This window comes from Ramlibacter sp. (assembly GCF_035548915.1).
In the GTDB taxonomy this organism is placed as follows: domain Bacteria; phylum Pseudomonadota; class Gammaproteobacteria; order Burkholderiales; family Burkholderiaceae_C; genus Ramlibacter.
The window spans coordinates 321287-345730 of record NZ_DASZSE010000044.1; the positions used below are offsets into that span (position 1 = coordinate 321287).

Consider the following 24444-nt stretch of genomic DNA (forward strand, 5'->3'; position numbering starts at 1 on the left):
GTCCGAACGTTTGGGAGGGCCGAAGCTTAGTGCGCATCGGCGGGAAAGAGATTCTCTTTTTTGGCCGATGCGCGTGCCGCCTGAGAATAATGTTCTCCCAGGAAAGGAGTTTCGAGAATGAACGATCTCGACCGCCACGACCTCGTCTTGCTCGCCGAGCTTCAGCGCGATTCGCGCCAGACCGTGGGCCAGCTGGCCGAAGCCGCGGGACTGTCGAGCACGCCGTGCTGGAAGCGTGTGAAGGAAATGGAGGCGAGCGGCGTGATTCGCGGCTACACGGCGCTCGTCGACCGCGAGAAGGTGGGCCTCGCCCTATGCGTGCTGGCGGAGGTGAACCTCACGCGCCACAACGAGGACGACGTCCTGCGCTTCCAGCAGCAGGTGCTCGCGGTGCCGCAGATCGTGAGCTGCTACGCCACGACCGGACAGGCCGACTACGTGGTGAAGGTGCTCGTGAACGACATCAAGTCCTACGAGAGCTTCCTGCACGACGTGCTGTTCAGGCTGCCCGGCGTGACGCACGTGCGCTCGAGCGTCGTCCTGAAAGAGATCAAGTCGGAGACGCGGCTGCCGATTGCCGGTCCGGCATCGACGAGGTCGGCGCGCAAGCGCCCTGCGAGGCGGCGTGGCTGAAGCTCGATCGCACCGCACGGCCGATGCCGGCCCCGATGGCGGCGCCGATCGTGCCGAGGGCCAGCCCGCCGCCCGCGGCTTCAGCGCCCGCGACGAGGCTCAACGCCTGCGATCCGTCGGCGTCGCGGCTCGCACCGTCGAACGCTCCTCCCATGATCCCTGCCGCGGCGAACGACACCCCGAGCGACAGCGCGCCGCGAGCCGGCGTGGAGAAGAAGCGGTCGCTAAATGCGGCGAGGCCGTGGCGCACCGAATCTCCCGCCGACCGCAGTGCGGCGCCGATGGCAAAGCCGGGGCCCGAGCCGAACGAAACCGGCGGCGCGAGGCCGGCGGTTTCCGAGCCGCGCGCGGCGAGGCCGGGACTGGCGCGGTCGTGAACCACGACCAGCAGGCCTTCAACCTCGCCGGTCTCCGCAAGACTGCCACGTTCGCTCGTGACGCTGCCGCGTGTGGATTGGCACTGGCAATAGGAGACGGAGGTTCGGGTGGATAGCGAGCCGAGTTCAGGCATGATGATTTTCCGTTTCGAGAGGGTTTGAAAGAGCCGTTGCGCGCGCTTCGCGGGAGTCACGCCGCCAGTCCAGCGCGATCCGCGCAGCCATGCGGCATGCGGCGTGGAGTCGCGCCGGCGAGGCGCCGGCAAGCGTGAAGGCGCACACCAGCGAAGGATCGCCCGCGGCTTCCCGGCCGATGCGAGCGGCGGTGTTGCCGGTGGCGAGATGAAAGCCGAGCTCCATGAGCGCGGCACATTCCTCGAGTGCGGCGGATGCGTCCGACGGACCGAGCGAAGCCAGGATGAAGAGGCAACCCGGGTCCGCGTCGACGCTCTGGACGACGCGCGTGCGCTCTCCGTCGCAATCGAAGTCGAAATGGCGCGTTCGCCCGGCCGGGCCAAGTGCCGTTCGGGGCGGGCCCTCGGGCGAGCAGGCGGCCGCGACCAGCTCATCGAAGCGTCGCAGGTCGGCGTCGAACGCTTCGAGCGGCAGCGTTCGTGCGTCGCGGTCCCGCAGGAACCAGGCGTGCGCGCGGGTGGAATCGTCCAGGAAATGGTCTTCGCGCCATTGGCGGGCGGCTTCGACGAGCGCGATGACGCGTCGGCGGAAGTCGGTGACCGTCGCCTCCATGAGGGGGCAGGGCCAGTGCAGCACCGCGCGGCCGGTGACGGGGCTGCGGCTGAAGGAGGGCGCCGAGGTGCCGGTCATGCGCAGGTTGGCCTCCATGAGGAGTCGCCAGGCTTCGAGCTCGCGGCCGGCCGGCGGCTCGCCGAGGTCCGCCGCGAGGAAGACGATGTCCTCGTAGCGGTCCGCGAACTGTTGCATGGCCACGTCGACCCCCTCCATGCGAATCGTGGCGGCGCGCGTGCCGTCCGCGCCGCGCGTCAAGGCGGGCGGCGCCGCGCCGGCGAGTTCGCAAAAGCCCTTGCAAAGTTCTTCGATGTCGGCGATGGCCACGCGGTCCCACTCCCTTTCTCGTCCGGATTTGCTGATGAGCTTTCCTTCGTGACGGAAAGGCGAAAGTGGTTCCATCCGGCGTGCACCGGCGCGCGGCGCCGCGCGGTCGCCGCTTTGACATTCGCGGAGGCCTTCGTTATTATCGACTGATCGGTCGGCAATTGAATCCGGCCGCTTTGGAGACGGCGGCATGTACACGCAAGCGATGGACACGATGGGCCGCGACGGCGCGGACAAGCCCCGGGCGGTCCGCTCGGCCGAGGATGCGCAGCGCGAGGAAGGCTTCGACACGCGCATCGACAGCGGCGAATTCATCGAGCCCAAGGACTGGATGCCCGATCACTACCGCAAGACACTCGTGCGGCAGATCAGCCAGCACGCGCATTCGGAAATCGTGGGCATGCTGCCGGAGGGCAACTGGATCTCGCGCGCGCCGACGTTGAAGCGCAAGGCGATCCTGCTTGCGAAGGTGCAGGACGAAGGCGGCCACGGCCTCTATCTCTATTCGGCGGCCGAGACGCTCGGGACGTCGCGCGACCAGATGATCGAAGCGCTGCACTCGGGCAAAGCCAAGTACAGCTCGATCTTCAACTACCCCACGCTCACGTGGGCCGACGTCGGCGTGATCGGCTGGCTGGTGGATGGCGCGGCCATCATGAACCAGGTGCCGATCTGCCGCTGCTCCTATGGGCCCTATGCGCGCGCGATGATCCGCATCTGCCGTGAAGAGAGCTTCCATCAGCGGCAGGGCTTCGAAGCGCTCCTCACGATGATGTCCAAGGGCACCGAGGCGCAGCGCGAGATGGTGCAGGACGCCGTGAACCGCTGGTGGTGGCCCTCGATCATGATGTTCGGCCCGCCGGACGACCAGTCGCCCAATTCGGCGCAGTCGATGCGCTGGGGCATCAAGCGCGTCTCCAACGACGAATTGCGGCAGAAGTTCGTGGACGCGACGGCCGATCAGGCGAAGGTGCTCGGGGTGACCTTGCCCGATCCGCTGCTGAAGTGGAACGAGGAGCGCCAGCACCACGACTTCGGGCCGATCGACTGGGACGAGTTCTGGCGCGTGGTCGGCGGCAACGGGCCGTGCAACCGCGAGCGCCTTGCCGCGCGCGTGAAGGCATGGGAAGAAGGCGAGTGGGTGCGCGAAGCGGCACTCGCGTATGCGAATCGCGAAACGACACTCGAGGAGGCAGCATGAGCGACGGCGACGTGAGGAAGCCCTCCCCTGGAGAGGGGCGGGTTGGGGCGGGGTCGAGTCCCGAGTGGCCGCTCTGGGAAGTCTTTGTTCGCAGCAAGTCCGGCCTCGACCACAAGCACTGCGGCAGCCTGCACGCCGCGGACCCGAAGATGGCCATCCAGATGGCGCGCGACGTCTACACGCGCCGCCAGGAAGGCACGAGCGTGTGGGTGGTGCGTTCCGACCACATCGTGGCGAGCGACCCGGGCGAGAAGGGCATGTACTTCGATCCGATGGAAGACAAGGTGTACCGCCACCCGACCTTCTACAAGCTGCCCGAATCCGTGGACCACATGTGAGCGCCGCGATGCAAGCTTCGATCCGCGTGAACCCGAGTCCCGAAGTGCAGTACCTGCTGCGCATCGGCGACACGGCTTTGATTCTCGGCCAGCGCATCGCCGAATGGACCGGCCACGCGCCCGTGCTGGAAGAGGACATCGCCCTTGCCAACATCGGGCTCGATCTCATCGGGCAGGCGCGCGCGGTGCTCACGCGCGCGGGCGAACTCGAGGGCCACGGCTACGACGAGGACCAGCTCGCCTTCCTGCGGGAAGAACGCGACTTCCGCAACGTGACGCTGGTCGAGTTGCCCCGCGGCGACTTCGCCGTGACCGTGCTGCGCAACACGATGATGGCCACGTTCTTCAAGCTGCTGTGGCAAAGGCTCGGCGAATCGTCCGATGCGCAACTCGCCGCGATCGCCGGCAAGGCCGTGAAGGAAGCGCGCTACCACCAGTCGCATTCGGCCGACTGGATGGTGCGCCTCGGCCGCGGGACGGACGAATCGAAGCGCCGCATGGAAAAGGCGCTCGGCGAACTGTGGCACTACCACGCCGAGCTGTTCGCGGGCGACGCGATCGACGCTTACGCGAATGGAGCGGGTCTGGGTCCGGACTGGGCGGCGCTCGAGGAGCCGTGGCGCGCTGAAATGACGTCGATCTTCGACGAAGCGGGTCTGGCCATGCCGGCGGCAACACCGTTTCTCTCCACCGGCAAGAACGGCGTGCACAGCGAGCACATGGGCTACATCCTCGCGGAAATGCAGCATCTGCAGCGTGCGTACCCGGGAGGCGTATGGTGACGACGCGCAGCGATCGCGCGTGGGAGGTGCTCGCGGGCGTGCTCGACCCGGAGGTGCCCGCGCTTTCCGTGCGCGATCTCGGCATCGTGCGCGACGTGATCGATCATGGCGAGGAACTGGAAGTGGTGCTCACGCCGACTTATTCGGGCTGCCCTGCCACGGAAGTGATCGAGTCGAGCGTGCTTTCGGCGATCGAAGCCGAGGGTCTCGGCCCCGCGCGGGCCACGCTGAAGCGCGCGCCGGCGTGGACCACGGACTGGATGAGCGAGGAGGGCAAGCGCAAGCTGCGCGAGTACGGCATCGCGCCGCCGCACGCCTGCGCCGAACCCGCGTCCGCCGTCATCCGCATCGTCCGCCGCGACATCGTCCCGTGTCCGCGCTGCGGCAGCAAGGAGACGGAGCGCATCTCCGCCTTCGGTTCGACCGCATGCAAGGCGCTCTACCGTTGCGTTGCCTGCCGCGAACCGTTCGAATATTTCAAGCCCCTATGATCCCCAGCCGTCGTCCCCGCGCAAGCGGGGACCCAGCGTCTTCATGCGCGAGAGAAAGCCACTGGATGCCCGCCTTCGCGGGTATGACGGTGGTGATTGGCAGGTCCGCCTTCGGGCGCATGGCGAAGGTCGATTCATGAGCACACTCTTCCACCCCCTTCGAGTCCGCGCCGTCACCCCCGATACGCCGGAAGCCGTGATCGTGACCTTCGACGTGCCGCCCGAGCTGCGCGAAGTCTTCGGCTTCACGCAGGGCCAGTACCTCACGCTGCGCAAGGAGATCGAAGGCCAGGACCTGCGCCGCTCCTATTCCATCTGCGCCGGCCTCGACGACGGCGAGCTGCGCGTCGGCGTTCGCAAGGTGAAGGGCGGCGTCTTCTCCAACTGGATCAACGAACACCTGGTGCCCGGCGACTCGATCAGCGTCATGGCGCCGCAGGGCCGTTTTTTCGTGCCCATCGATCCCGCGGCCGAGCGCCACCACGTCGGCATCGCGGGCGGCAGCGGCATCACGCCGATCCTCTCGATCATGAAGACGGTGCTCGCGCGCGAGCCGAAGTCGCGCTTTACGCTCGTCTACGGCAACAGGAGCCTTCGCTCCACGATGTTCAAGGAGGAGATCGAAGACCTGAAGGACAGGTACATGACGCGGCTCGTGCTGCATCACGTGTTCTCCGACGAGCACACGGATGCGCCGATCAACATGGGGCTCATGAACCGCGACAAGATCGGCGAGTTCCTCGGGACGCTCGTTCCTGCCGCATCGATCGACCACGCCTTCATCTGCGGCCCGTTCCAGATGAACGACGAAGCCGAGGCCGCGCTGCTTGCCGCGGGCGTGCCCGAAGAGCGCATCCACATCGAGCGCTTCGGCGTCGCGCAGGCGCCGGGGCAGGTCGGCGCCGTGGTGCACGAAGCCAAGCCGGGCGATGCGGAGCAGGCGCGCGTCACGATCATCCGCGACGGCCTGAAGCGCGAGATCCAGTTCTACAAGGACCAGCCGAGCATTCTCGACTGCGCGTCGGCCGCGGGGCTGGAGGTGCCGTTTTCCTGCACGTCGGGCGTGTGCGGCACGTGCCGCGCGAAGGTGATCGAAGGCGATGTGCGGATGGAGCGCAACTTCGCGCTCGACAAGAGCGAAGTCGCCGCGGGGTTCGTGCTCACCTGCCAGGCGCACCCGATGACGGAGCGCGTGGTTCTCTCCTTCGACGAGAGGTAGCGCAGTGGGCCGGGGCCGCCACGCGGGCTATGAAGACCAGCGCGAGCTGATCCTCGCGCAGGCGGCCTCGCTCTTCGCGCAGCGCGGCTATCCCGGCACGTCGATGAACCAGGTGGCCGAAGCGTGCGGGCTTTCGAAAGCGACGCTCTATCACTACTACCGCGACAAATACGACCTGCTCGTGAGCATCGCCGAGGATCACGTCGACCGGCTGCTCGAAATTCTTCGCGAGGCGACGGACGAGACGCTGCCGCCGAAGCAGCGCATGCGTTCGCTGATCCGGCGGCTGGTGGAGGAATACGCGCACGCGCAAAACGAGCATCGCGTGCTGACGGAAGACGTGAAGTTTCTCGACGACGGCGACCGCAAGCGCGTTCTCTCCAAGGAGCGCGAGGTGGTGAACGGCTTCGCCGACGTCGTCGCCGCGCTGCGTCCCGACCTGAAGGAAGCGGCGATGACCAAGCCGCTCACCATGCTTCTCTTCGGCATGGTCAACTGGCTTTTCACCTGGATGCGTCCCGAAGGGACGCTCGATTACGACGACATCGCCCCCATCGTGGCCGATCTCTTCCTCGACGGATTGGGCGCGGTCAAGCTCCCTCTCCCCCCGGCGGAGAGGGTTGGGGTGAGGGGCAGGCAAGGAGCAACCACATGACCACCACCACACTACAAAGCTACATCGCCGGCCGCTGGATCGGCGCCGAGCCCGCGCAGACCTTGCGCAGCGCCGTCAACGGCAAGCCGGTCGCGGCCACGCATGCCGAGAAGCTCGACTTCGCCGAAGCGGTCACGTACGCGCGCAAGACCGGCGTGCCCAATCTGCTGAAGCTCGACTTCCAGCAGCGCGCGGCCATCCTGAAAGCGCTTGCCAAGTTCCTCGTCGAGCGCAAGGAGGCGCTGTACGCCGTCTCGGCGCACACCGGCGCGACGCGCAACGACAGCTGGATCGACATCGAAGGCGGCACGGGCACGCTCTTCGCGTATGCGAGCGTGGGCGCGAACGAACTGCCCTCGGGCAACATCGTGCACGAAGGCCCGGCAATCCCGCTCGGAAAGAAAGGCACGTTCGCGGGCACGCACATCCTCGTGCCGCGCGGCGGGCTCGCGCTGCACATCAATGCCTTCAACTTTCCCATCTGGGGCCTGCTCGAGAAATTCGCGCCGAGCTTTCTCGCCGGCGTGCCGTGCATCGGCAAGCCCGCCACGCAGACGAGCTATCTCACCGAGGCGATGATGCGTCTTGTGGCGGAGTCGGGGATCCTGCCCGAAGGCGCGCTGCAACTCGTGATCGGCAGCACCGGCGACCTGATGGACCGGCTCGACGGCTCGGACGTCGTCACCTTCACCGGCTCGGCCGACACGGCCGCGAAGCTGCGCGTGCATCCGAACGTGGTGCGCAACTCGATCCCCTTCAACGCCGAAGCCGATTCGCTCAACTGCGCCGTGCTCGCACCGGAAGTGACGCCCGACGACGCGGAGTTCGATCTCTTCGTGAAAGAGGTCGCGCGCGAGATGACGGTGAAAGCGGGCCAGAAATGCACCGCCATCCGCCGTGCGATCGTGCCGCGCGAATACGTGGACGAAGTAGCGAAGCGGCTGCGCGCGCGGCTCGCGCAAGTCGTGATCGGAGACCCGTCGCTCGAAGAGGTGCGCATGGGCGCGCTCGCCTCGCACGACCAGCGTGGCGACGTCGCCGAGAAGGTCGCGGCGCTCGTGAGGAATGCCGAGATCGTGTTCGGCGAGAAAGATGGCTTCTCACCGAGAGGCCAGGGCGTGGCCGAAGGCGCGTTCTTCGCGCCCACGCTGCTGCTCGCGAAAAGCCCGATGGCCGACGACGGGGTGCACGACATCGAAGCCTTCGGACCCGTGAGCACGCTCATGCCTTACGAGGACCTCGACGAAGCACTCGCGCTGGCCGCGCGCGGCAAAGGCAGCCTCGTGTGCTCGCTCGCGACGAAGGACCCGGCGACGGCCGCGCGCTTCGTGCCCGCGGCGGCCGCGACGCACGGCCGCATCCTCGTGCTCGACCGCGAGGCGGCTGCCGAATCGACGGGACACGGCTCGCCGCTTCCGGTGCTGAAGCACGGCGGCCCCGGCCGCGCGGGCGGGGGCGAGGAACTGGGCGGCGTGCGCGCGGTGAAGCACTATCTGCAGCGCGCGGCCGTGCAGGGGTCGCCCTCGATGCTCATGGCCGTCACGGGCGAGTTCGTGCGCGGCGCGAAGGTCGACGAATCGGACGTGCATCCGTTTCGCAAGTACTTCGAGGACCTGCGCGTCGGCGATTCGCTGCTCACGCATCGGCGCACGGTGACGGAAGCCGACATCGTGAACTTCGGCGGCATCTCGGGCGACTACTTCTACATGCACTTCGACGAGATCGCGGCCAAGGAGTCGCAATTCGGCAAGCGCATCGCGCATGGGTACTTCGTGCTGTCGGCGGCGGCCGGACTCTTCGTCTCGCCCGCCCCGGGGCCGGTGCTTGCGAACTACGGGCTCGATACGCTGCGCTTCGTGAAGCCGGTGGGGATCGGCGACACGATCCGCGCGCGGCTCACGGCCAAGCGCAAGATCGACAAGAAGAAGGACCAGGGCGTGGTGGCGTGGGATGTGGAAGTGACGAACCAGGACGGCGATGTCGTGGCGAGTTACGACATCCTCACGCTCGTGGCGAAGCGAGGGTGAAGGCGGCTCAATCGCGCAGGCCCGGCCTCAGTCGCTCCTTGCGCAGCACGCCCGACCGGTCGAACAGCAGCACGAGCTCCGTCGCGGCGCGCGTCGAACGGTCGGCACCGGGCCAGCGGTAGACCCACACTTCCCATCCCGAATCGAACGGGATCACGTTCGCATCGCCGAGCGCGCGACGCACGTCGCTCTTCGTACCGATGCCCGCATGCACCTCGCCTTGCGCCGCGAAGGGTGCGAGCGTGCGCGCATCGCGAACGCCCGGCGCGCCTTCGGTCAATTCGTCGGTTCCGAAGACGGCGCATCCGGCGAGGGCCGTGCACACGAGCGCCGCGGCGAACTTCACGGCGCGTCCTGCATCCACTCGAACTGCACGAGCGTGTCGTCCGGCCAGCTCTCGTCGCCGAGCGGCAGGAAGTACGTGCGGTCCACGAGCATTTCGCAATCGCAGAACGGCAAGTCCGCCTTCAATCCCGGATCGTCGCTCGCGCCGGCATAGAGCTGGTCGATGGGCATCACTTCGCGCCGCGCGCCTGCGACGAGCGTCACGCTGAAGATCGGCCGGTCGGCGAAGAAGAGGTACTTCGAATTCCTGCGGCCGCAATACGTCGCCGCGTCTTCGAGCAGGCTGCGCACGGCCTGCATCAGCGGATTGGTGTTGGAGACGAGGCCTGCTTCGATCCCGACGAGGCATTCGAGCCGCAGATCGCCGAGCCTGCGCGTCGCGGGCGGCAGGCCGGGTGTGCGGATGTCCGTGCGCCAGGTCATGGTGAGGCGACGCCGCTCGGGGGACACGACCGCGTCCTCCGCGAGAGCCCGCTCATCGCGCGTGAGCGTGAAAGTGTGATCGGCCACGACCGGCACGGGATACGAGAACGTGTGCCCGATCACCGCGAGGTGAATGTCCTCGAGTGGGGTGCCGGGCTTGCGCGGCAGCAGCTTGTAGCGCAGGTGCGCGCCGGGTGCGCGAGCGTGCATGCGCTCGAAGAGGTCCATGCCGCGCAGCATGCGGCGATACGATTTTTCCACCGGATCGCCCATCGCGCTCACGGTGACGGGCGCGAGCGAGGACTGCGCGAGCACGGCGAAACAGATGAGGCATGCCGCGAACAAAGCGGCCACGCGTTTCATGCGCACATCGTAGGCCCTCAGGCCTCGAAAGTGTCGCGATGGGCGAGGGCAGGAAAGGCCTTGCGCCAGACCGCGACGACCGCGAGCGTCGCCACACCGCCGAGCACGACCGAACCGACGGGGCCGAAGAGCGCGGCCGTCGCGCCGGATTCGAATTCGCCGAGCTGGTTGCTCGCGCCGATGAAGATGGAGTTCACGGCGCCGACGCGGCCGCGCATGTTGTCGGGCGTGTCGAGCTGCACGAGCGTCTGCCGCACGACCACGCTCACCATGTCGGCGGCGCCCGAGAGCGCGAGCGCGAGCAGAGAAACCGCGAAGCTCGTCGATACGCCGAACACGAGCATGCACACGCCATACGCGGCCACCGCCATCAGCAGGCGGTGGCCCACCGCGCGGCGGATCGGAAAGCGCGCGAGCAGCACCGACATGACGAGTGCGCCCACGGCCGGCGCGGAGCGAAGCAGGCCGAGCCCTTGCGGGCCGGAATGCAGGATGTCCTTGGCGTAGATCGGCAGCAGCGCGGTCGCGCCGCCGAAGAGCACCGCCATGAGGTCGAGCGAGATGGCGCCCAGCAGGAGCTTGCGATGCCACACGAAGCGCACGCCCGCGAGCGCCGAATCCATCGTGAGCGGGTGGCCCTCGGACGTGCGCTCGTAGTCGACGCCCGCGAGCACGAGGAACGCGACGAGCAGCAGCACGACGCAGGTCAGGTACACGGCCTGCGCGTGAATCGAAAAGAGCAGGCCCGCGAGTGCCGGGCCGCCGATCGTCGCGACCTGGCCCGTTGCCGAACTGAGCGCGGTGGCACGCGGCAGAAGGCTCACGGGCACGAGGCTCGCGACCAGCGACTGCTGAGCGGGCATCTGGAAGGTTCGCGCCGCGCCGAGCAGGACGGAGATGCCGAAGAGCAGGGTGCGCGAGAGATGGTCCGTCGCCGTGGCGCCCAGCAGGATGGCGGCCGCCGCGAACTGCAGCGCGACGGCGAGCGAGACGACGCGCGCGCGGTGGAAGCGGTCGGCGACGTGTCCCGCGGGCAGCGTGAAGACGACGACCGGCGCGAACTGGAAGAGACCGACGAGGCCCAGGTCCCATGCGCTGCCGGTGAGCTCGTACATCTGCCAGGCCGCGGCGACGAAGAGCATCTGCGAAGCCGCGCCGCCGAAGAGGCGCGAGATGAGGAGCCGGATGAAATGCTGGTGAATGGCGAAGTCCGAGAGTTCGCCGGTACTGTCGCGTGATGGGTCGGCGCTCAGGCGGGGACCTCCAGCCCGCGTGGTTCCTCGCGATGATCGCGCATGGCTTCTTCGAAGCCGGGGCCGAAGTGGTCCGGGCGCAGGTATGCGAAAGCGGGCAGGACCGTCAGCGCTGCCGAGGAGGGAAAGAGGGGATGGCTACCGTTCACTGGTTCGGATTTCTAGCACAAGGCCGCTTGCCGAGCTTCTGGAGGGGCATGATCACGGGGCGTTCGACAGATGAGCCGCGGGGCTATACGGCCGCTGCATGACGCGTGGTACAGTCCTTCGTATCAACCGCCGCGCCCCAGGGCGGGACACTTTCCGCATGTTTTCGGATCCGTACATCGAAGCCAAAGCCGCGCATTCTGCCGCCTACTTCCTCAAGAAGGCGGGCGGTTCGCTGGAGCTGCTCAAGCTCATGAAGCTGATGTACCTGGCGGAGCGCCGCTGCTACGCGCAGTACGGCAGACCGATGATTGGTGACCGGCCGATGGCGGATCGTCATGGCCCCGTGCTGGATGGCGTCTATCGCGCCGCGGCGGATGAGAACCATCGTGATGGCCATGCAGGTCCGACCTGGAGGTCGTTGATCCTGCCGCGCGACGGCAACGACATCGTTTTGCGCGACCCGGACCCGACGCTGAAGAAGCTCAGTCGCGCTGACCGTCTCTTGATGGACGAGGTCTGGGAAGAGCACAAGGACAAGACGAGTTCTCAGCTGCGCAAGTGGACACATCTGCATTGTCCCGAGTACGACGAACTGTCCTTTACCGAGTGGGATCCTCGCAAGCCCATCGAGCTCGATCACTTGCTCATGGGCATCGGTTTTTCCGGTGAGGAAGTCGCGCAGCTCATGGAGAGCCTCGCGCAGCAAGAGCACGTCGACGCACAGCTTCGCCGGGCCGCGTAGTCATGGCCGGAGAATGGCGCGCCGTGGCGGGAGCCACGCTGCTGATCGCGGATGGCCCCAACGGAGAGAAGCATCCGACGTTCATCCTGAACGATCCGTTTTCGGTCGAAGGCTACGGCAGTCAGGTGTGTGTGCTGGTCAATGCCAGCACGCCGAGGCTGATCTACGACAAGACGTGCATGCTGCCGGCGGGTTGTCATCCGTCGATCAAGCATGAATCGTTCGTCTTCTTCGCCAAGGCGCGTGTTCGCCAAGCCGGCGAATTGGAGAGGCTCGTCGCTGCTCGGACCTACGATCCGGGGCAGCCGGCGGACATTCGGTTGGTCAAGAAGATCGTGGCGCACATGCACGACGCGATCGAACTGGATGATGAAATCCGGGAGATTGCGAGGCGAATCGAGGCACAGCTGGAGGGGAAGCGATAGGGGCGAGAGGGTCCCGCGGATTCGGTGGTGCCGGAGAGAGGAATCGAACCCCCGACCTTCTCATTACGAATGAGCTGCTCTACCGACTGAGCTACTCCGGCGACAAACCGAAGATTATAGCCACACCCAAAGCGCGAGACTTGCGCGTACCATTCGTCAAGGGCGCGTCCAGTGGGACTAGCCCTCATATGGAAAACGCTCACTGCGAGCCCTGCGCGACAGGGGGTGCCCGGGCACCGCCCTATACTTCCGGCCTCGGAGCGGAGCTGAGGCGGTCTGACCCCTTCCGCCGGCAGGCGCGCCTCCAGCCTTTACACCACCAAGTCAAAAGGAAGTCATCTTGCGTTCTCCTCTCTTGCGCGCCTTCGCGGCGGTCGCGCTGCTGACCCTCGCCATCTTCGCAGGCCAATCCGCGCTGGCCCAGGCCCCCGCCTCTCCCTCGGCCCCGGCTACTCCCGCTGCGCCGGCTGCACCCGCGGCACCGGGCGCCACCGAGCCCAATGCAGGCGCCTCCGCCATGGTCGCGGCACCGGCGGCCAAGAAGCCCGACAGTGCCATCGACAACCCCTACGGCATCGAAGCGCTCTGGATGGGCTCCGACGTCGTCGCGCGTTCCGTGCTCGTGCTGCTTGGCATCATGTCCGCGGGCAGCTGGTACATCCTCATCGTGAAACTGCTCGAGCAGATGAAGATGAACCGCCACGCGCGCACGGTGGACCGCAAGTTCTGGGACGCGCGCAGCGTCACCGACGGCGTCGCCGCCCTCGAGAAGAACAGCGCCTACCGCTTCATCGCCGAAGCGGGCGTGGCCGCCACCACCGACCACGGCGGCCTGAAAAGCCACATCCCGATGAACGACTGGATTCCGATGAGCATCACGAGCGCGGTGGACCGCGTGCAGGCCGCGATGCAAAAAGGCCTCGCGTTCCTCGCCACCGTCGGCTCCACGTCGCCCTTCGTGGGCCTTTTCGGCACGGTGTGGGGCATCTATCACGCCCTCACCGCCATCGGCATCTCGGGCCAGGCGTCCATCGACAAGGTGGCCGGCCCCGTGGGCGAAGCGCTCATCATGACGGCCATCGGTCTCGCGGTGGCCATTCCAGCCGTGCTCGCCTACAACTGGCTCGCGCGCCGCAACAAGGCCATCATGGACGAAGTGCGCGAGTTCAGCGACGAACTCAACGCCGTCATCGTGGGGTCGGCGGGCCGCGCGGCCTGACATCGGCGAACACAGTCCACGGGAGATTCCCATGGCCATGGCAGTCGGTCCCCAGGACGGCGACGAAGACGCCGTCATCTCCGCCATCAACACCACGCCGCTCGTGGACGTGATGCTGGTGCTTCTCATCATATTCCTGATCACGATTCCCGTCGTGACCACGTCGATCCCCGTGCAGCTGCCGAAGCAGCGCGTCGAGGTGCGCGAAACCAAGCCGGAAAACGTGATCATCTCCGTCGACAAGGCCGGTAACGTCTACTGGTACGAAGCGAAGATGAACACGCCGCGCGACCTGATCGAGCGGCTGAAGAAGGTGTCCCACATGAAGCCGCAGCCGGAAGTGCAGATTCGCGGCGACCTCGCCGCCAAGTACAACGGCGTGGGCAAGGTGCTCTACGCCTGCCAGGTCGCGGGCATCGTGAAGGTCGCCTTCATCACCGAGCCGCCGCCGCTCAACGCCGGGGTATGACGCGATGAAACTGCGCAAGTTCGGCCGCGCGAGCGACCCCGACGTGATGATGGACATCAACACCACGCCGCTCATCGACGTGATGCTCGTGCTGCTCGTGATGCTCATCATCACCATCCCGATCCAGCTGCACGCCGTGAACCTCGAAATGCCCGTGGGCACGCCTCCCACCAACAACGAGCCGCAGAAGCTGCAGATCGACATCGACGAGAAGAACACCGTCTACTGGCAGGGCCTGCCGGTGTCGCAGGGCGAGCTCGAAGCGAAGATGGTGGAAGTGTCGCGGCTCACGCCGCAGCCCGTGATCACCGTGCGCCCCAACAAGGAGTGTTCGTACGCCGTCTTCGCCGACGTGCTCGCCACTTCCAAGCGCAAGGGTCTCGACAAGCTCGCCGTGCTCGGCGCGGAGCAGTTCGTCCAATGAAGCGCGCAGCCCTCGAATCGACCCCGGTGGCGGCATCATGAGCGCGACCAGCATGCACCAGAAGAAGTACCCGGGCACCGACCCGGGCCGCAAGGGCGCGGGCATCGCGGCCGTGATCGTGCTGCACATCCTGATCGGCTGGGCGCTCATCACGGGCACGGCGCGCAAGGCGCTGGAAGTGATCAAGAAGCCCATGTCGGCCGAAGTGATCCAGGAAGTAATCATCCCGCCGCCACCGCCGCCTCCCCCGCCGCCGCCGCCCAAGCAGGTGGAAAAGCCCATCGTGAAGCAGGAAGCGCCGCCTCCGCCCTTCGTGCCGCCGCCCGAGGTGTCGCCGCCGCCCAGCACCGCGCCCGCGGTGTCCGCCGTGACGACGCCTCCGGTGGCGCCGCCCGTGATCGCACCGCCTCCGCCGCCGGCGCCGCCCGCGCCCGCGCCTACGGGCCGGATGGAAATGGGCGTCGCCTGCCCGACGCAGGTGAAGCCCGAGATGCCGCGCCAGGCCATTCGCGAGCACATCGAAGGCGTGGTGCGGGCGCAGGCGCGCATCGTGAACGGCAAGGTGCAGGAAGTGACGATCCTCTCCGGCCCGCGCGTTTATCACAACGCCGTGCGCGACGCCATGATGCAGTACCAGTGCATCTCATCCGGTGGCGAAGTCCTCGCCACGCAGGAATTCAGTTTCCGCATCGAATAGCGTTCCTTCGCGCAGCGCTTGCCGGGCCTCCCGCCCCAATGCCGGGAGGCCCCGACACGGTTGTACGAAGCATTGGTACGCTGACGTTTTTGGGCAACGTCACAGACGCAACGCGGGCAAATTCCAAGTGACGGACACGCCCGGTGTGTGCAAGATTCACCGGCATGTCTGCGTAGCGGCGCGACGATCTCGGGCCGGTGCGAGGACTGGAGTGCGGGCCGGGGCAACCCCCTGGGCCGAAAAGGAAACTGGTCTGGAGATACACATGCAAACGGACACCCTGAAGAGGTTCAGGAGGACCGGGGTTGCGCACGCCGTCCTCACGGTGCTGTGCGGCACGGCCTCGATGCTTGCGGCGCACGAAGCGCTCGCGCAGCAGACGACGCCACCGCCGCAGCAAACGCTGCAGCGCGTCGAAGTCACCGGCTCCAACATCAAGCGCACGGACACCGAAACGGCTTCGCCGGTGCAGATCCTCACGCGCGAGGACATCGAGAAGACGGGCAAGCAGTCGATCCAGGAAGTGCTTCGGACCGTGACCGCGGACAACCAGGGGTCGATCCCCACGTCGTTCTCCGCGGGCTTCGCTTCCGGCTCCTCGGCCGTGTCGCTGCGGGGCATGGGCGTGAACTCCACGCTCGTGCTCGTGAACGGACGCCGCATGACGACCTACGGGCTCGCGGACGACGGCACGCGCAACTTCGTCGACCTGAACTCGCTGCCGCTCGAGGCGGTCGACCGCATCGAGGTGCTGAAGGACGGCGCATCGGCCATCTACGGCGCCGACGCCGTGGGCGGCGTGGTGAACGTGATCCTGCGCAAGAACTACTCGGGCCGATCGATCGGGGCTTCGCTCGGCATGGCCGAGAAGGGCGACGGCCAGATGGCGCGCGTGTTCGGCTCCGCCGGCTTCGGCGACATGGACCGGGACAAGTACAACTTCTTCTTCACGGCCGAGTACTCGCAGCAGCGCAACATCTGGTCGACGGACCGCGGGTTCCTGGGCGTGAGCGACCTGCGTTCGCGCAACTTCTACGACACGTCGCTCGGCGCGCCACGCCTGTACCTCGGCGTCACGTCACCGACGATCAACTCGCCTTGGGGAACGCTGCGGGATCTGCCGGTGCCGGGCGCGGGCACCAGGACGAACGTGATCGCGTGTCCGCCGGGGCAAGTCGATCCGGATACGAACGTCTGCCGCTACAACTCGCTCATCGATCAGGAAATCCAGCCGCAGATCGACCGCTTCAACATTTTCGCCCGGGGCACGCGCGAGTTCTCGCCGAACCTCACGGGCTACATGGAGCTCGGGTTCTTCAACTCGATCACCAAGGCCAACGGCACGCTCGGCGCGAACAACGACGGCGGTGTGTTCAACCCGAACGACCTGTTCAACCCGCTCGTCTTCCACGATCCGATGATCCTGCCGGCGGGACACCCGGACAATCCGTTCGGCGTCGACAAGGTCCTCGGCTATCGCCCGTTCGAGCTGGGCGGGCGCGACCAGGAAACCAACAACCAGGTGTGGCGGCTCGTGGCCGGCCTGCAAGGCACGGCGTGGGGCTGGGACTACGACACCGGCCTCGCGTGGATCCACAGCCGCCTGCACAACAGGAACACGGGCTACATCATCTACGACCGGATGCAGGAGACGCTCAACAACGGCACCTACCGCATCAACCTGCCGAACACGACGCCGCAGTCCGTGCTCGACTACGTGTCGCCCGAACTCGTGAACGTGCCCACGAGCTCCGTGAAGCTGATCGACTTCAAGGCCAACCGCGAGCTCATGAACCTGGGCGGCGGGCCGCTCGGCGTCGCGGTCGGCGCGGAAATGCGCTGGGAGGAATCGGACAATCCGCCGGTGCCGTTCACCGACACGGCCTCGATCGTGGGCCTGGGTTACTCCACGTTCCACGCGAGCCGCCACGTGAGCTCGGTGTTCGGCGAAGTGAATGCGCCCGTCACCAAGTGGCTCGAGCTGAACGGAGCGCTGCGCTACGACAACTACTCCGACTTCGGCAGCACGACGAACCCGAAGCTCGGCTTCAAGCTGAAGCCGATCGACCAGTTCGCGGTGCGCGGCACGTACTCCGAATCGTTCCGCGCGCCGGGCCCCGCCGAGACGGGCGGCTCGAGCTTCGGCTTCACGAGCGTGGGCATCCTGTCGCAGGGCAATCCGAACATCCAGCCGGAGACATCCAGGAACTACACGCTCGGCATCATTGCCGAGCCCTGGGCGGGTACCAGCGCAACGGTCGACTACTGGAAGATCGATCGCAAGAACGAGATCATCCAGGCGGACCCGGCCGCGATCATTCCTCCCGGCACGCCGATCAGCGGCGGGCCGCCGAGCACGAGGCTGCCGGGGCTCTTGCCCAACACGTTCCTGTACTACGACTCGCAGGGCGTGCTCACCACGGTCACCGGTTTCTACCGGAACGCGAACAGCACCAAGACCGACGGCTACGACGTCGAGTTGCGCCACCGCATGAACCTGGGCGCCATCGGCAAGCTGACCGCGCAGCTCGCCTGGTCGCACACGAACAAGTTCCAGCGCACCGATGCCTCGGGCACGACGTCCGACTACGCCGGCACGCACGGTCCCATCGCGCTCAGCTCGGGCGCGGGCACGCCGAAGGACAAGGCCACGTTCGCGCTGACGCTCGATCGGGGCGCGTGGACGATCTCGGGCCAGGTCAACTACGTCGGCCCGCTCAAGATGATCGACCACCAAGGCGAGATGGCGTTCGACAACGGCGACGGCACGGTGAGCGACTCGTCCAACGGGCTCGTGTGGAACTACGACGGCACGAGCAGCCTGAACTGCGGCGTCTACAACCTCACGGGCCAGCCCTACAACGGCTGCAAGCTGCCCTCGTTCACGACGTTCGACCTCTACGCCAAGTGGACGCCGATCAAGAACCTGGACATCAACTTCTCGGTGCAGAACCTCTTCGACCGCAAGGCGCCGTTCGATCCGTACCTCGTGCTCACGTACGGCATCAACTACAACCAGACCTGGCATCAGGCGGGCGCCGTCGGCCGGTTCTTCACGATCGGGGCGCGCTACACGTTCTGATCGCGCGCCTTTCCTTCGCTTCGAGAAAAGCCTTCCCGCGCGACGCCGGGAAGGCTTGTCTTGCGCGCGCTTCCGTGCATCGAAAGCGCTGACGTATTTGGGCAACATCCTCTGTAAACCGGGTCACTGCCGAGTGACTCGCAATGTTGCGTATGTAAGAGTTCGTATTGGACCGCCATCTGCATGGTGCAGTCCGGCTTGCGGAGTGCGGGCCTTTTACGGGTGGGGGCGATGCCCTGGCTCATTCAGGAATTTGGTCTGGAGAAAATATGAAATCGGAAACACTACGGTTTAGAAAAACCGCTGTTTCGCGCGCCGTCATCGCGGCGATCTGCGGGACGGCGTCGATGTTCGTGGCGCAGGAAACACTTGCGCAGAGCGGGGCATCGTTGCAGCGAGTCGAGATAACCGGCTCGAACATTCCTCGCACGGAAACCGAAACACCGAGCCCTGTGCAGGTGATTACGGCCGAACAGCTGAAGAACTCGGGCTACACGACCGTTTCGGAAGTGCTGCGCGAAATCACGGCTAACGGCAACGGAACACTGACCCAGGGCTTCAACCAGGCATTCTCGGGAGGCGCTTCCGGCGTCTCGCTGCGCGGCCTCACGCTCGGTGCGACGCTCGTGCTGATCGACGGGCATCGGATGGCGCCGTATCCGCTCAGCGATGACGGCGAGCGCCAGTTCGTCGATATTTCGAGCATCCCCTTCGCGGCCGTGGAGCGAATCGAAATCCTGAAGGACGGCGCATCCGCGGTGTATGGATCGGATGCGATCGCCGGCGTGGTGAACGTCATTCTCAAGAAGTCGTTCGAAGGAACTCTCGTGAGCGCGGATGCGGGCATGACGGAGAAGGGCGGCGGCACGACGAAGAGCTTCGCGCTGACACATGGCTTCGGAAAATCCTCCGACAACGTGAACGGGTACGTCGCCCTCGAATACCGCAAGCAGGACGAAATCAGGTTCTCCCAGAGAAGCGGAGACTGGACCAGCCTGAACTGGACCGCCCTCGGAGGCGAGGACCTGAGGCCCGGCGCGACCAACGTGTACACGCAGACGCCGCGGGTCCTCACGCCGATCCTCCAGAGGCCGGGCAGTGCTTCGTCGAACGCCGCGAACTTTGCCTTCCTGGATTCGCGCTGCAACTACGCGAGCTGGCGTGCCGGCGGCTGCGTGTGGCAGGACAACTTCAACCAGATCATTCCGAACACCGAGAACATCAACGTTCTGGGCAGCCTCACGGCCAGGCTCAATCAGGACTGGGACCTGAACGTCAAGGCATCGATGTTCGAAAGCAAGTCGCAGCAGGTGCGCTTCGGTGCGACGATTCCCTTCGGAAGCTTCGCGGGCTCGACGATCACCGGGCCGGGCATCGTGCCCGTCATCGTGGGTGCGATTCCGACATTCACCGTTCCTGCCACCTACCCGGGCAACACGCTGGGCGTGCCGGCGAACGTGCGCGGCTATCTGCCCGATACGGGATATCAGCGCCGGGAGGACATCGATTCGAAGTCGTATCGCCTGGTGGCGGACCTGAGCGGCACGATCGGCGCATGGGATACCAAGGCGTCTGCCGGCTGGACGCGAGTCGACACGAAGGTGACCTACTCCGGCTACATCAATCCGGGCAATCTCTACGCGGCGTTGAACGATCCGATCAATCCCTTCCTGCTCACCGGCGGCAACAGCGCGGCAATGATGAACTTCGTCGCCCCGACGGTTTCCAACACGTCGAGCGACACACTCTCGTTCATCGAACTGCGCGGTTCGCGCGAGGTCATGAAGCTGCCCGGTGGCCCGCTCGGCATCGCGATCGGCGCGAGCGCGATCCACAAGAAGCTGTACGCACCCGACCCGATCGGCAGCCAGACGGGCCTGCAGCCCACGAACGGTGCTTATGCGCTGGGCAGCGATACGAACATCGCGTTCTACGCGGAAGCCGTAGCGCCCGTGACCAAGATGCTCGAGCTCGACGCCGCCGTGCGCCACGATCACTTCAGCACCTTCGGCAACTCCACGACGCCCAAGGCCGGCTTCAAGCTCACGCCGATGCCGGAACTGGGAATTCGCGGCACCGTGGCGAAGGGCTTCCGTGCGCCCGCGCCGACCGAAAACGGCACGGCCGGCGCCCTGTACAGTTTCAACCAGATCACCGACCCGGTGCTGTGTCCGAACCCCGGTACGCCGACTTCGCCGTCGAACGTTCCGGCCTACTGCGGCTTCTCACCGACCTACCTGCAAGGCACCAACGCCAATCTGCAGCCCGAGAAGTCGACTTCCTACACGCTGGGCGTGATCCTGGAGCCGGTCAAGAACTGGTCGACGACGCTCGACTTCTACAAGATCACGATCAAGAACCAGATCGTCTCCGGCGGCCTGATCGCGGGGTTCGATCCGCTGCCGTACGCGGTGCGGGGTACGCCTCAGGTCGTGACTTTCGGCGACGGCTCCACGGGCCTGTCGTCGGTGGGCCCGATCCAGTTCATCCCGGTTCCGTACCTGAACGGCCAGTCGACGACGACCAGCGGGATCGAGCTCGATACGCGCTACAAGTTCAACCTGCACGAGTACGGCGCGCTCACGGCCGGCCTCACGTGGACGCACATCTTCAACTTCAATCAGACGTTGAACGGCGCCACGTTCAGCCTGGCCGGCACGCACGGTCCGAGCGGTGTGGGCGGCGACACGGCCTCCCCGCGCAACCGCGCGCAGCTGATCCTCACGTACGAGCGCGGGCCCCTGTCCGTCACGTCCACCACCAACTATGTCGGAAGCTACGATGTGACCGACCCGTCGGCGGGCTACGGCGACTGCATCAGCGGCATTACCGGCATCACGGCACTCTGGGCCTCGGTCAATCCGCCGAGCAATTTCTGCCGCGTGAAGGCATTCACGTACATGGACCTGACGGCTCGCTACAAGGTGAACGACAAGCTCTCCATCCGCGCGGGCATCACGAACGTGTTCGATGCGAAGCCCCCGGTCGACATGGCGACGTATGGCGGTACGGGCCGCAACGACAACAGTGTCGGAAGCTCGGCGCCGTACAACGCCGCGCTGCATCTGCCCGGTGCCATCGGGCGCGGCCTGAGCGTGGGCCTGGACTACAGGTTCTGATGACGGCGAGTTGAAGTCGCCGCCGCGGCCCTTCACGGGGACGCGGGCACTCACGGAAGAAGGGCCGCCTCGCGCAAGCAGGCGGCCCTCGATGCGTTCAGGGGGTTTGCAGCATCTTCTTGAACTTCGGTGCAAGCGGACTGCCGCGATCGGCCGCCTCGAGCATGACCACCTGCTCGCGCGCCTTGTCCCGACGGCCGAGCTGCCAATAAGCGATCGCGAGCTGGCGATGGACTTCGCCGAAGCCTTCGACGAGCGCGTCGGCTCGCAGCAGCGAACGAACCGCGTCCGCGGGCCGGCCCTCGGCGAGAGCGCTCGTTCCACGCGCGATCCAGTAGTACGGGTCGGCTTCCTGGCGCCTCTCGAGCTGGGCCTGCACGACGGCCGCTTCCGGGTCGCGGCCCTGCTCCCGCAGCAGGTCGAACAGAGCGTGCATCGCTGTCTCGGGCTGCGTGCCGAGCGCGACGCCCACGCGCAGCATCCGTTCGGCTTGCGCGTCGAGCCCCTCGCGGCGATAGAGAAGCGCGATGTTGGTGTACGTGGGGGCATGCGCGGGGTCGTTCGCGAGCGCCGCCTTCAGGTAGGCATACGCGTGACGGTAACGGCCCTGCGTCAGCAATTCCGCGGCGAGATTGCTGTAGACCCGTGCGACGATCGCCTGCTCGGACAGCTTGTCGCCGAGGCGTCCCGGCGGGGCGTCGGGATTGAAGTCGACGACAAGCTCCCGCTTGCCTTCCATGCTGGTGGGCGGCACGTGGACCACCAGATTGACGTGATGATTCACGAACTCGAACCCGCGCTGGCGGACATAGAGCGCAGGCACGCCGACTTCCTGCATGTCCGCGTCCAGGTGCATCGCGCGGGCGGCGCTGTACGCGAGCACGGTGAGGGAAATGCAGTCGCCGCGCTTCTCCCGCCATGTCTCGGCGGCCACTGTCGTGTGGCCTGCCTGATAGGCGAATTGGTCGCGCTGGGGACCGAAGATGAGCGTGAGCAGGCGCTTCGTCCGCGACAGAGGGCTCGACGACATCGGCTTGTCTTCCGCGATCAGCGCGGCAACGTCCGGGTCGAGTCGGAAGATGTCCTGCGCGGATACGGTCACGAGCGCCGGGTCGTAGGCAAATCGGCCATCCTGCCAGGGGAGATCGGCGAACCTCGGCGGCGCGGGTGTCGATGCGCAACCCGCAAGCGCGGCCGCGATCGCGATCGCGCACAAGATTCTTGCAGCGTGCATCCGGAAATGCCTCCTTGCCCCATGCTAGGCCTTCCGGAGGCAAAATCAAGCCGGGTCAGGCGATGGCACGAGTCGCATCCATGGGAAAGTCATGCGCATCCCGTGGCAACTCGCGCAGCGTGCGCAACTGCGTGAACGCATACCCCGCCCCCGCGAGCATCAGCGCGCCCACGCCGCCCAGCCCCAGCGCCCAGCGCAGACCCACGTGTTCGCCGAGCCAGCCGCCCGCGAGCGCACCGGGCGCGGCGGGGATCAGGATCAGCCAGCGCATGGTGCTCGTCATGCGTCCGAGGAGCGGTTGCGGCGTCACGGCCTGCCGCAGCGCGAGGAAGTTGATGAAGATCATCACCGCGCCGCCGCCGAAGCACACGAGCATGAAGACGAAAGAAGCGATGCCCCAACTCGTCTTCGGCGCGAAGGCGAGCTGCAGCCAGCCGACGCCGCACAGCGCGAACCCCGCGAGGAGACAGCGGCCGACGCCGATGCGGCGCGAGATCGCGTGGCCGAGGGCGCTGCCGAACACCGTGCCCACGCCCAGGCCGATGTAGCAAAGGCCCACCTGCCGCTCGTTCAACCCCAGCTCGCGCGTGGCCACGAGGATCTGCACCACCATCGCCATCTGGTGAAAGAGCTGCCAGCATCCGACGAGGATCGCGAGCACGACGAGGAGCCGCACGCTCGCCACGAACCGCATGCCGTCGCGCAGTGCGGGCCAGAATGCGTCGCGGATCAGCGCATGCGGCGGCTCCTCGATCTTCAGGCCGCGCAGGATCGCCACGCTGAAGGCGAGCAGCACGGCATCCGCGAGCAGCGCGAACGGCGCGCCCACGAGCCGGATCAGCGCACCCGCCACGCCCGGGCCCGCCACTTCGGCTGCGGAGCCCGCGAGCGCGTTCTTGGCGTGCGCTTCCACGAGCCGTTCGCGCGGCACGACCTGAGTGAGCACGATCTGCGCGGCGCTGCCGGCGGTCGTGAACACGCAGCCGATGAAGAATGCGACGCCGTAGAGATAGGGCATGCCCAGCCAGCCGAAGTACCATGCGATCGGCACGGTGGTGAGCGCGAGCGCGACGCTGCCTTCGCCGGCGATGTACACGGGAAGCTTGCGCACGCGATCGAGCCAGACGCCCGAGGGCAGCGAGAGCAGCACGAAAGGCACGATCTCCATTGCCGTGAGCACGCCCATCTGCTCGGCGGTGGCATGCAGCATCACTGCCGCCGTGAGCGGGAGCGCGAGCATGGTGATCTGCGCGCCGAATGCGCTGATGAGGATGGAAAGCCAGAGGCGGCGATAGGTGCGGTCGCGCAGGAGGTTGTCGTCGGAGAGTTCGAGGCGGGCGAGCCATCGCCCGTCGCTGGCGGGAGGAACCTGCTTGCCGTCGTTCCCGCGAGGAATCCGCTCGTCGTCGTTTCCGCGAAGGCCCCGCTCGCCGTCGTTCCCGCGAAGAACTCCCTCGTCGTCATTCCCGCGAAGGCCCCTCTCGTCGTCATTCCCGCGAAGACACTCCTCGTCGTCATTCCCGCGAAGACCCCGCTCGCCGTCGTTCCCGCGAAGACCCCCCTCGTCGTCATTCCCGCGAAGGCCCCCCTCGTCGTCATTCCCGCGAAGGCGGGAATCCAGGGTGCCTCTCTCTGGAAGGCTCTGGATCCCCGCGTTCGCGGGGATGACGGCACTGCGCTCGCGGACGACGGCATTGCGCTC

23 protein-coding genes and 1 tRNA gene are annotated in these 24444 nt (G+C 66.5%); 16 read left to right on the forward strand and 8 right to left on the reverse strand.

Going from position 1 to position 24444, the window contains the following annotated elements; genetic code table 11:
- Window positions 1-117 precede the first annotated feature (117 nt).
- Window positions 118-633, forward strand: coding sequence for an Lrp/AsnC family transcriptional regulator (locus VHA82_RS19525; protein WP_325546822.1), 516 nt, complete (start codon window positions 118-120; stop codon window positions 631-633).
- Here the strand turns inward: VHA82_RS19525 and VHA82_RS19530 are convergent.
- Together VHA82_RS19530 and VHA82_RS19535 are read right to left on the reverse strand one after the other, a co-directional pair.
- Window positions 551-1144, reverse strand: coding sequence for a hypothetical protein (locus VHA82_RS19530; protein WP_325546823.1), 594 nt, complete (start codon window positions 1142-1144; stop codon window positions 551-553). The two genes, VHA82_RS19525 and VHA82_RS19530, sit on opposite strands and share 83 nt — an antisense overlap.
- Complete coding sequence (locus VHA82_RS19535; protein ID WP_325546824.1) at window positions 1137-2084, reverse strand: CesT family type III secretion system chaperone; 948 nt, start codon at window positions 2082-2084, stop codon at window positions 1137-1139. The genes VHA82_RS19530 and VHA82_RS19535 overlap by 8 nt, the downstream gene beginning before the upstream one ends.
- Window positions 2085-2274: 190 nt before the next feature.
- Between VHA82_RS19535 and paaA the strand changes: the two genes are divergently transcribed.
- From paaA to paaZ, 7 genes are all read left to right on the forward strand, one after another.
- Complete coding sequence (gene paaA / locus VHA82_RS19540; protein WP_325546825.1) at window positions 2275-3285, forward strand: 1,2-phenylacetyl-CoA epoxidase subunit PaaA; 1011 nt, start codon at window positions 2275-2277, stop codon at window positions 3283-3285.
- The gene (paaB, locus tag VHA82_RS19545; RefSeq protein WP_325546826.1) at window positions 3282-3623 is read left to right on the forward strand and encodes a 1,2-phenylacetyl-CoA epoxidase subunit PaaB; all 342 of its coding nucleotides are present in this window, start codon (window positions 3282-3284) and stop codon (window positions 3621-3623) included. The genes paaA and paaB overlap by 4 nt, the downstream gene beginning before the upstream one ends.
- Before the next feature lie 8 nt (window positions 3624-3631).
- Complete coding sequence (gene paaC, locus VHA82_RS19550; RefSeq protein ID WP_325546827.1) at window positions 3632-4405, forward strand: 1,2-phenylacetyl-CoA epoxidase subunit PaaC; 774 nt, start codon at window positions 3632-3634, stop codon at window positions 4403-4405.
- Window positions 4399-4896 (forward strand): 1,2-phenylacetyl-CoA epoxidase subunit PaaD, encoded by a 498-nt coding sequence (gene paaD, locus VHA82_RS19555; RefSeq protein WP_325546828.1) that lies wholly within the window; start codon window positions 4399-4401, stop codon window positions 4894-4896. Before paaC ends, paaD begins: the two co-directional genes overlap by 7 nt.
- Before the next feature lie 136 nt (window positions 4897-5032).
- The gene (gene paaE, locus VHA82_RS19560) at window positions 5033-6115 is read left to right on the forward strand and encodes a 1,2-phenylacetyl-CoA epoxidase subunit PaaE (RefSeq protein ID WP_325546829.1); all 1083 of its coding nucleotides are present in this window, start codon (window positions 5033-5035) and stop codon (window positions 6113-6115) included.
- 4 nt (window positions 6116-6119) lie between these two features.
- Entirely contained in the window at window positions 6120-6770 is a 651-nt protein-coding gene (locus tag VHA82_RS19565; protein WP_325546830.1) for a TetR/AcrR family transcriptional regulator, read from the forward strand.
- Entirely contained in the window at window positions 6767-8797 is a 2031-nt protein-coding gene (paaZ, locus tag VHA82_RS19570) for a phenylacetic acid degradation bifunctional protein PaaZ (protein ID WP_325546831.1), read from the forward strand. The genes VHA82_RS19565 and paaZ overlap by 4 nt, the downstream gene beginning before the upstream one ends.
- Before the next feature lie 7 nt (window positions 8798-8804).
- Here the strand turns inward: paaZ and VHA82_RS19575 are convergent, their stop codons facing one another.
- Genes VHA82_RS19575 through VHA82_RS19585 form a run of 3 tightly spaced genes read right to left on the reverse strand, consistent with a single transcriptional unit; the run spans window position 8805 to window position 11070 of the window.
- A complete protein-coding gene (locus VHA82_RS19575; protein WP_325546832.1) occupies window positions 8805-9143 on the reverse strand; it encodes a hypothetical protein in 339 nt (112 codons plus the stop codon).
- Window positions 9140-9928: a hypothetical protein gene (locus VHA82_RS19580; protein WP_325546833.1), complete on the reverse strand. Its 789-nt coding sequence runs from the start codon at window positions 9926-9928 to the stop codon at window positions 9140-9142. The genes VHA82_RS19575 and VHA82_RS19580 overlap by 4 nt, the downstream gene beginning before the upstream one ends.
- Window positions 9929-9945: 17 nt before the next feature.
- Window positions 9946-11070 carry an MFS transporter gene (locus tag VHA82_RS19585; RefSeq protein WP_414708674.1) on the reverse strand — a complete coding sequence of 375 codons (1125 nt, stop codon included), beginning with the start codon at window positions 11068-11070 and terminating at the stop codon, window positions 9946-9948.
- A gap of 418 nt (window positions 11071-11488) precedes the next feature.
- Between VHA82_RS19585 and VHA82_RS19590 the strand changes: the two genes are divergently transcribed.
- Window positions 11489-12073: a Panacea domain-containing protein gene (locus VHA82_RS19590; RefSeq protein WP_325546834.1), complete on the forward strand. Its 585-nt coding sequence runs from the start codon at window positions 11489-11491 to the stop codon at window positions 12071-12073.
- A 23-nt stretch (window positions 12074-12096) separates the two neighbouring features.
- Window positions 12097-12498, forward strand: a complete 402-nt coding sequence (locus tag VHA82_RS19595) for a hypothetical protein (protein ID WP_325546835.1) — start codon at window positions 12097-12099, stop codon at window positions 12496-12498.
- Between the two features lie 25 nt (window positions 12499-12523).
- On the opposite strand, the gene VHA82_RS19600 is transcribed toward VHA82_RS19595, so the two are convergent.
- Window positions 12524-12599 (reverse strand) — tRNA-Thr (locus VHA82_RS19600).
- Between the two features lie 236 nt (window positions 12600-12835).
- Between VHA82_RS19600 and VHA82_RS19605 the strand changes: the two genes are divergently transcribed.
- From VHA82_RS19605 to VHA82_RS19630, 6 genes are all read left to right on the forward strand, one after another.
- Window positions 12836-13717, forward strand: a complete 882-nt coding sequence (locus VHA82_RS19605; RefSeq protein WP_414708676.1) for a MotA/TolQ/ExbB proton channel family protein — start codon at window positions 12836-12838, stop codon at window positions 13715-13717.
- Window positions 13718-13748: 31 nt separating this feature from the next.
- Window positions 13749-14186, forward strand: a complete 438-nt coding sequence (locus tag VHA82_RS19610; protein WP_325546837.1) for a biopolymer transporter ExbD — start codon at window positions 13749-13751, stop codon at window positions 14184-14186.
- 4 nt (window positions 14187-14190) lie between these two features.
- Window positions 14191-14610, forward strand: a complete 420-nt coding sequence (locus VHA82_RS19615; protein ID WP_325546838.1) for a biopolymer transporter ExbD — start codon at window positions 14191-14193, stop codon at window positions 14608-14610.
- 37 nt (window positions 14611-14647) lie between these two features.
- On the forward strand, window positions 14648-15307 hold the full coding sequence (locus VHA82_RS19620) for an energy transducer TonB (protein WP_325546839.1): 660 nt from the start codon (window positions 14648-14650) through the stop codon (window positions 15305-15307).
- A gap of 265 nt (window positions 15308-15572) precedes the next feature.
- Window positions 15573-18389 carry a TonB-dependent receptor gene (locus tag VHA82_RS19625; protein WP_325546840.1) on the forward strand — a complete coding sequence of 939 codons (2817 nt, stop codon included), beginning with the start codon at window positions 15573-15575 and terminating at the stop codon, window positions 18387-18389.
- A 347-nt stretch (window positions 18390-18736) separates the two neighbouring features.
- Entirely contained in the window at window positions 18737-21508 is a 2772-nt protein-coding gene (locus VHA82_RS19630) for a TonB-dependent receptor (RefSeq protein ID WP_325546841.1), read from the forward strand.
- 97 nt (window positions 21509-21605) lie between these two features.
- On the opposite strand, the gene VHA82_RS19635 is transcribed toward VHA82_RS19630, so the two are convergent.
- Together VHA82_RS19635 and VHA82_RS19640 are read right to left on the reverse strand one after the other, a co-directional pair.
- Window positions 21606-22742 carry a tetratricopeptide repeat protein gene (locus VHA82_RS19635; protein WP_325546842.1) on the reverse strand — a complete coding sequence of 379 codons (1137 nt, stop codon included), beginning with the start codon at window positions 22740-22742 and terminating at the stop codon, window positions 21606-21608.
- A 55-nt stretch (window positions 22743-22797) separates the two neighbouring features.
- Window positions 22798-24138 carry an MFS transporter gene (locus VHA82_RS19640; protein ID WP_325546922.1) on the reverse strand — a complete coding sequence of 447 codons (1341 nt, stop codon included), beginning with the start codon at window positions 24136-24138 and terminating at the stop codon, window positions 22798-22800.
- Window positions 24139-24444 lie beyond the last annotated feature (306 nt).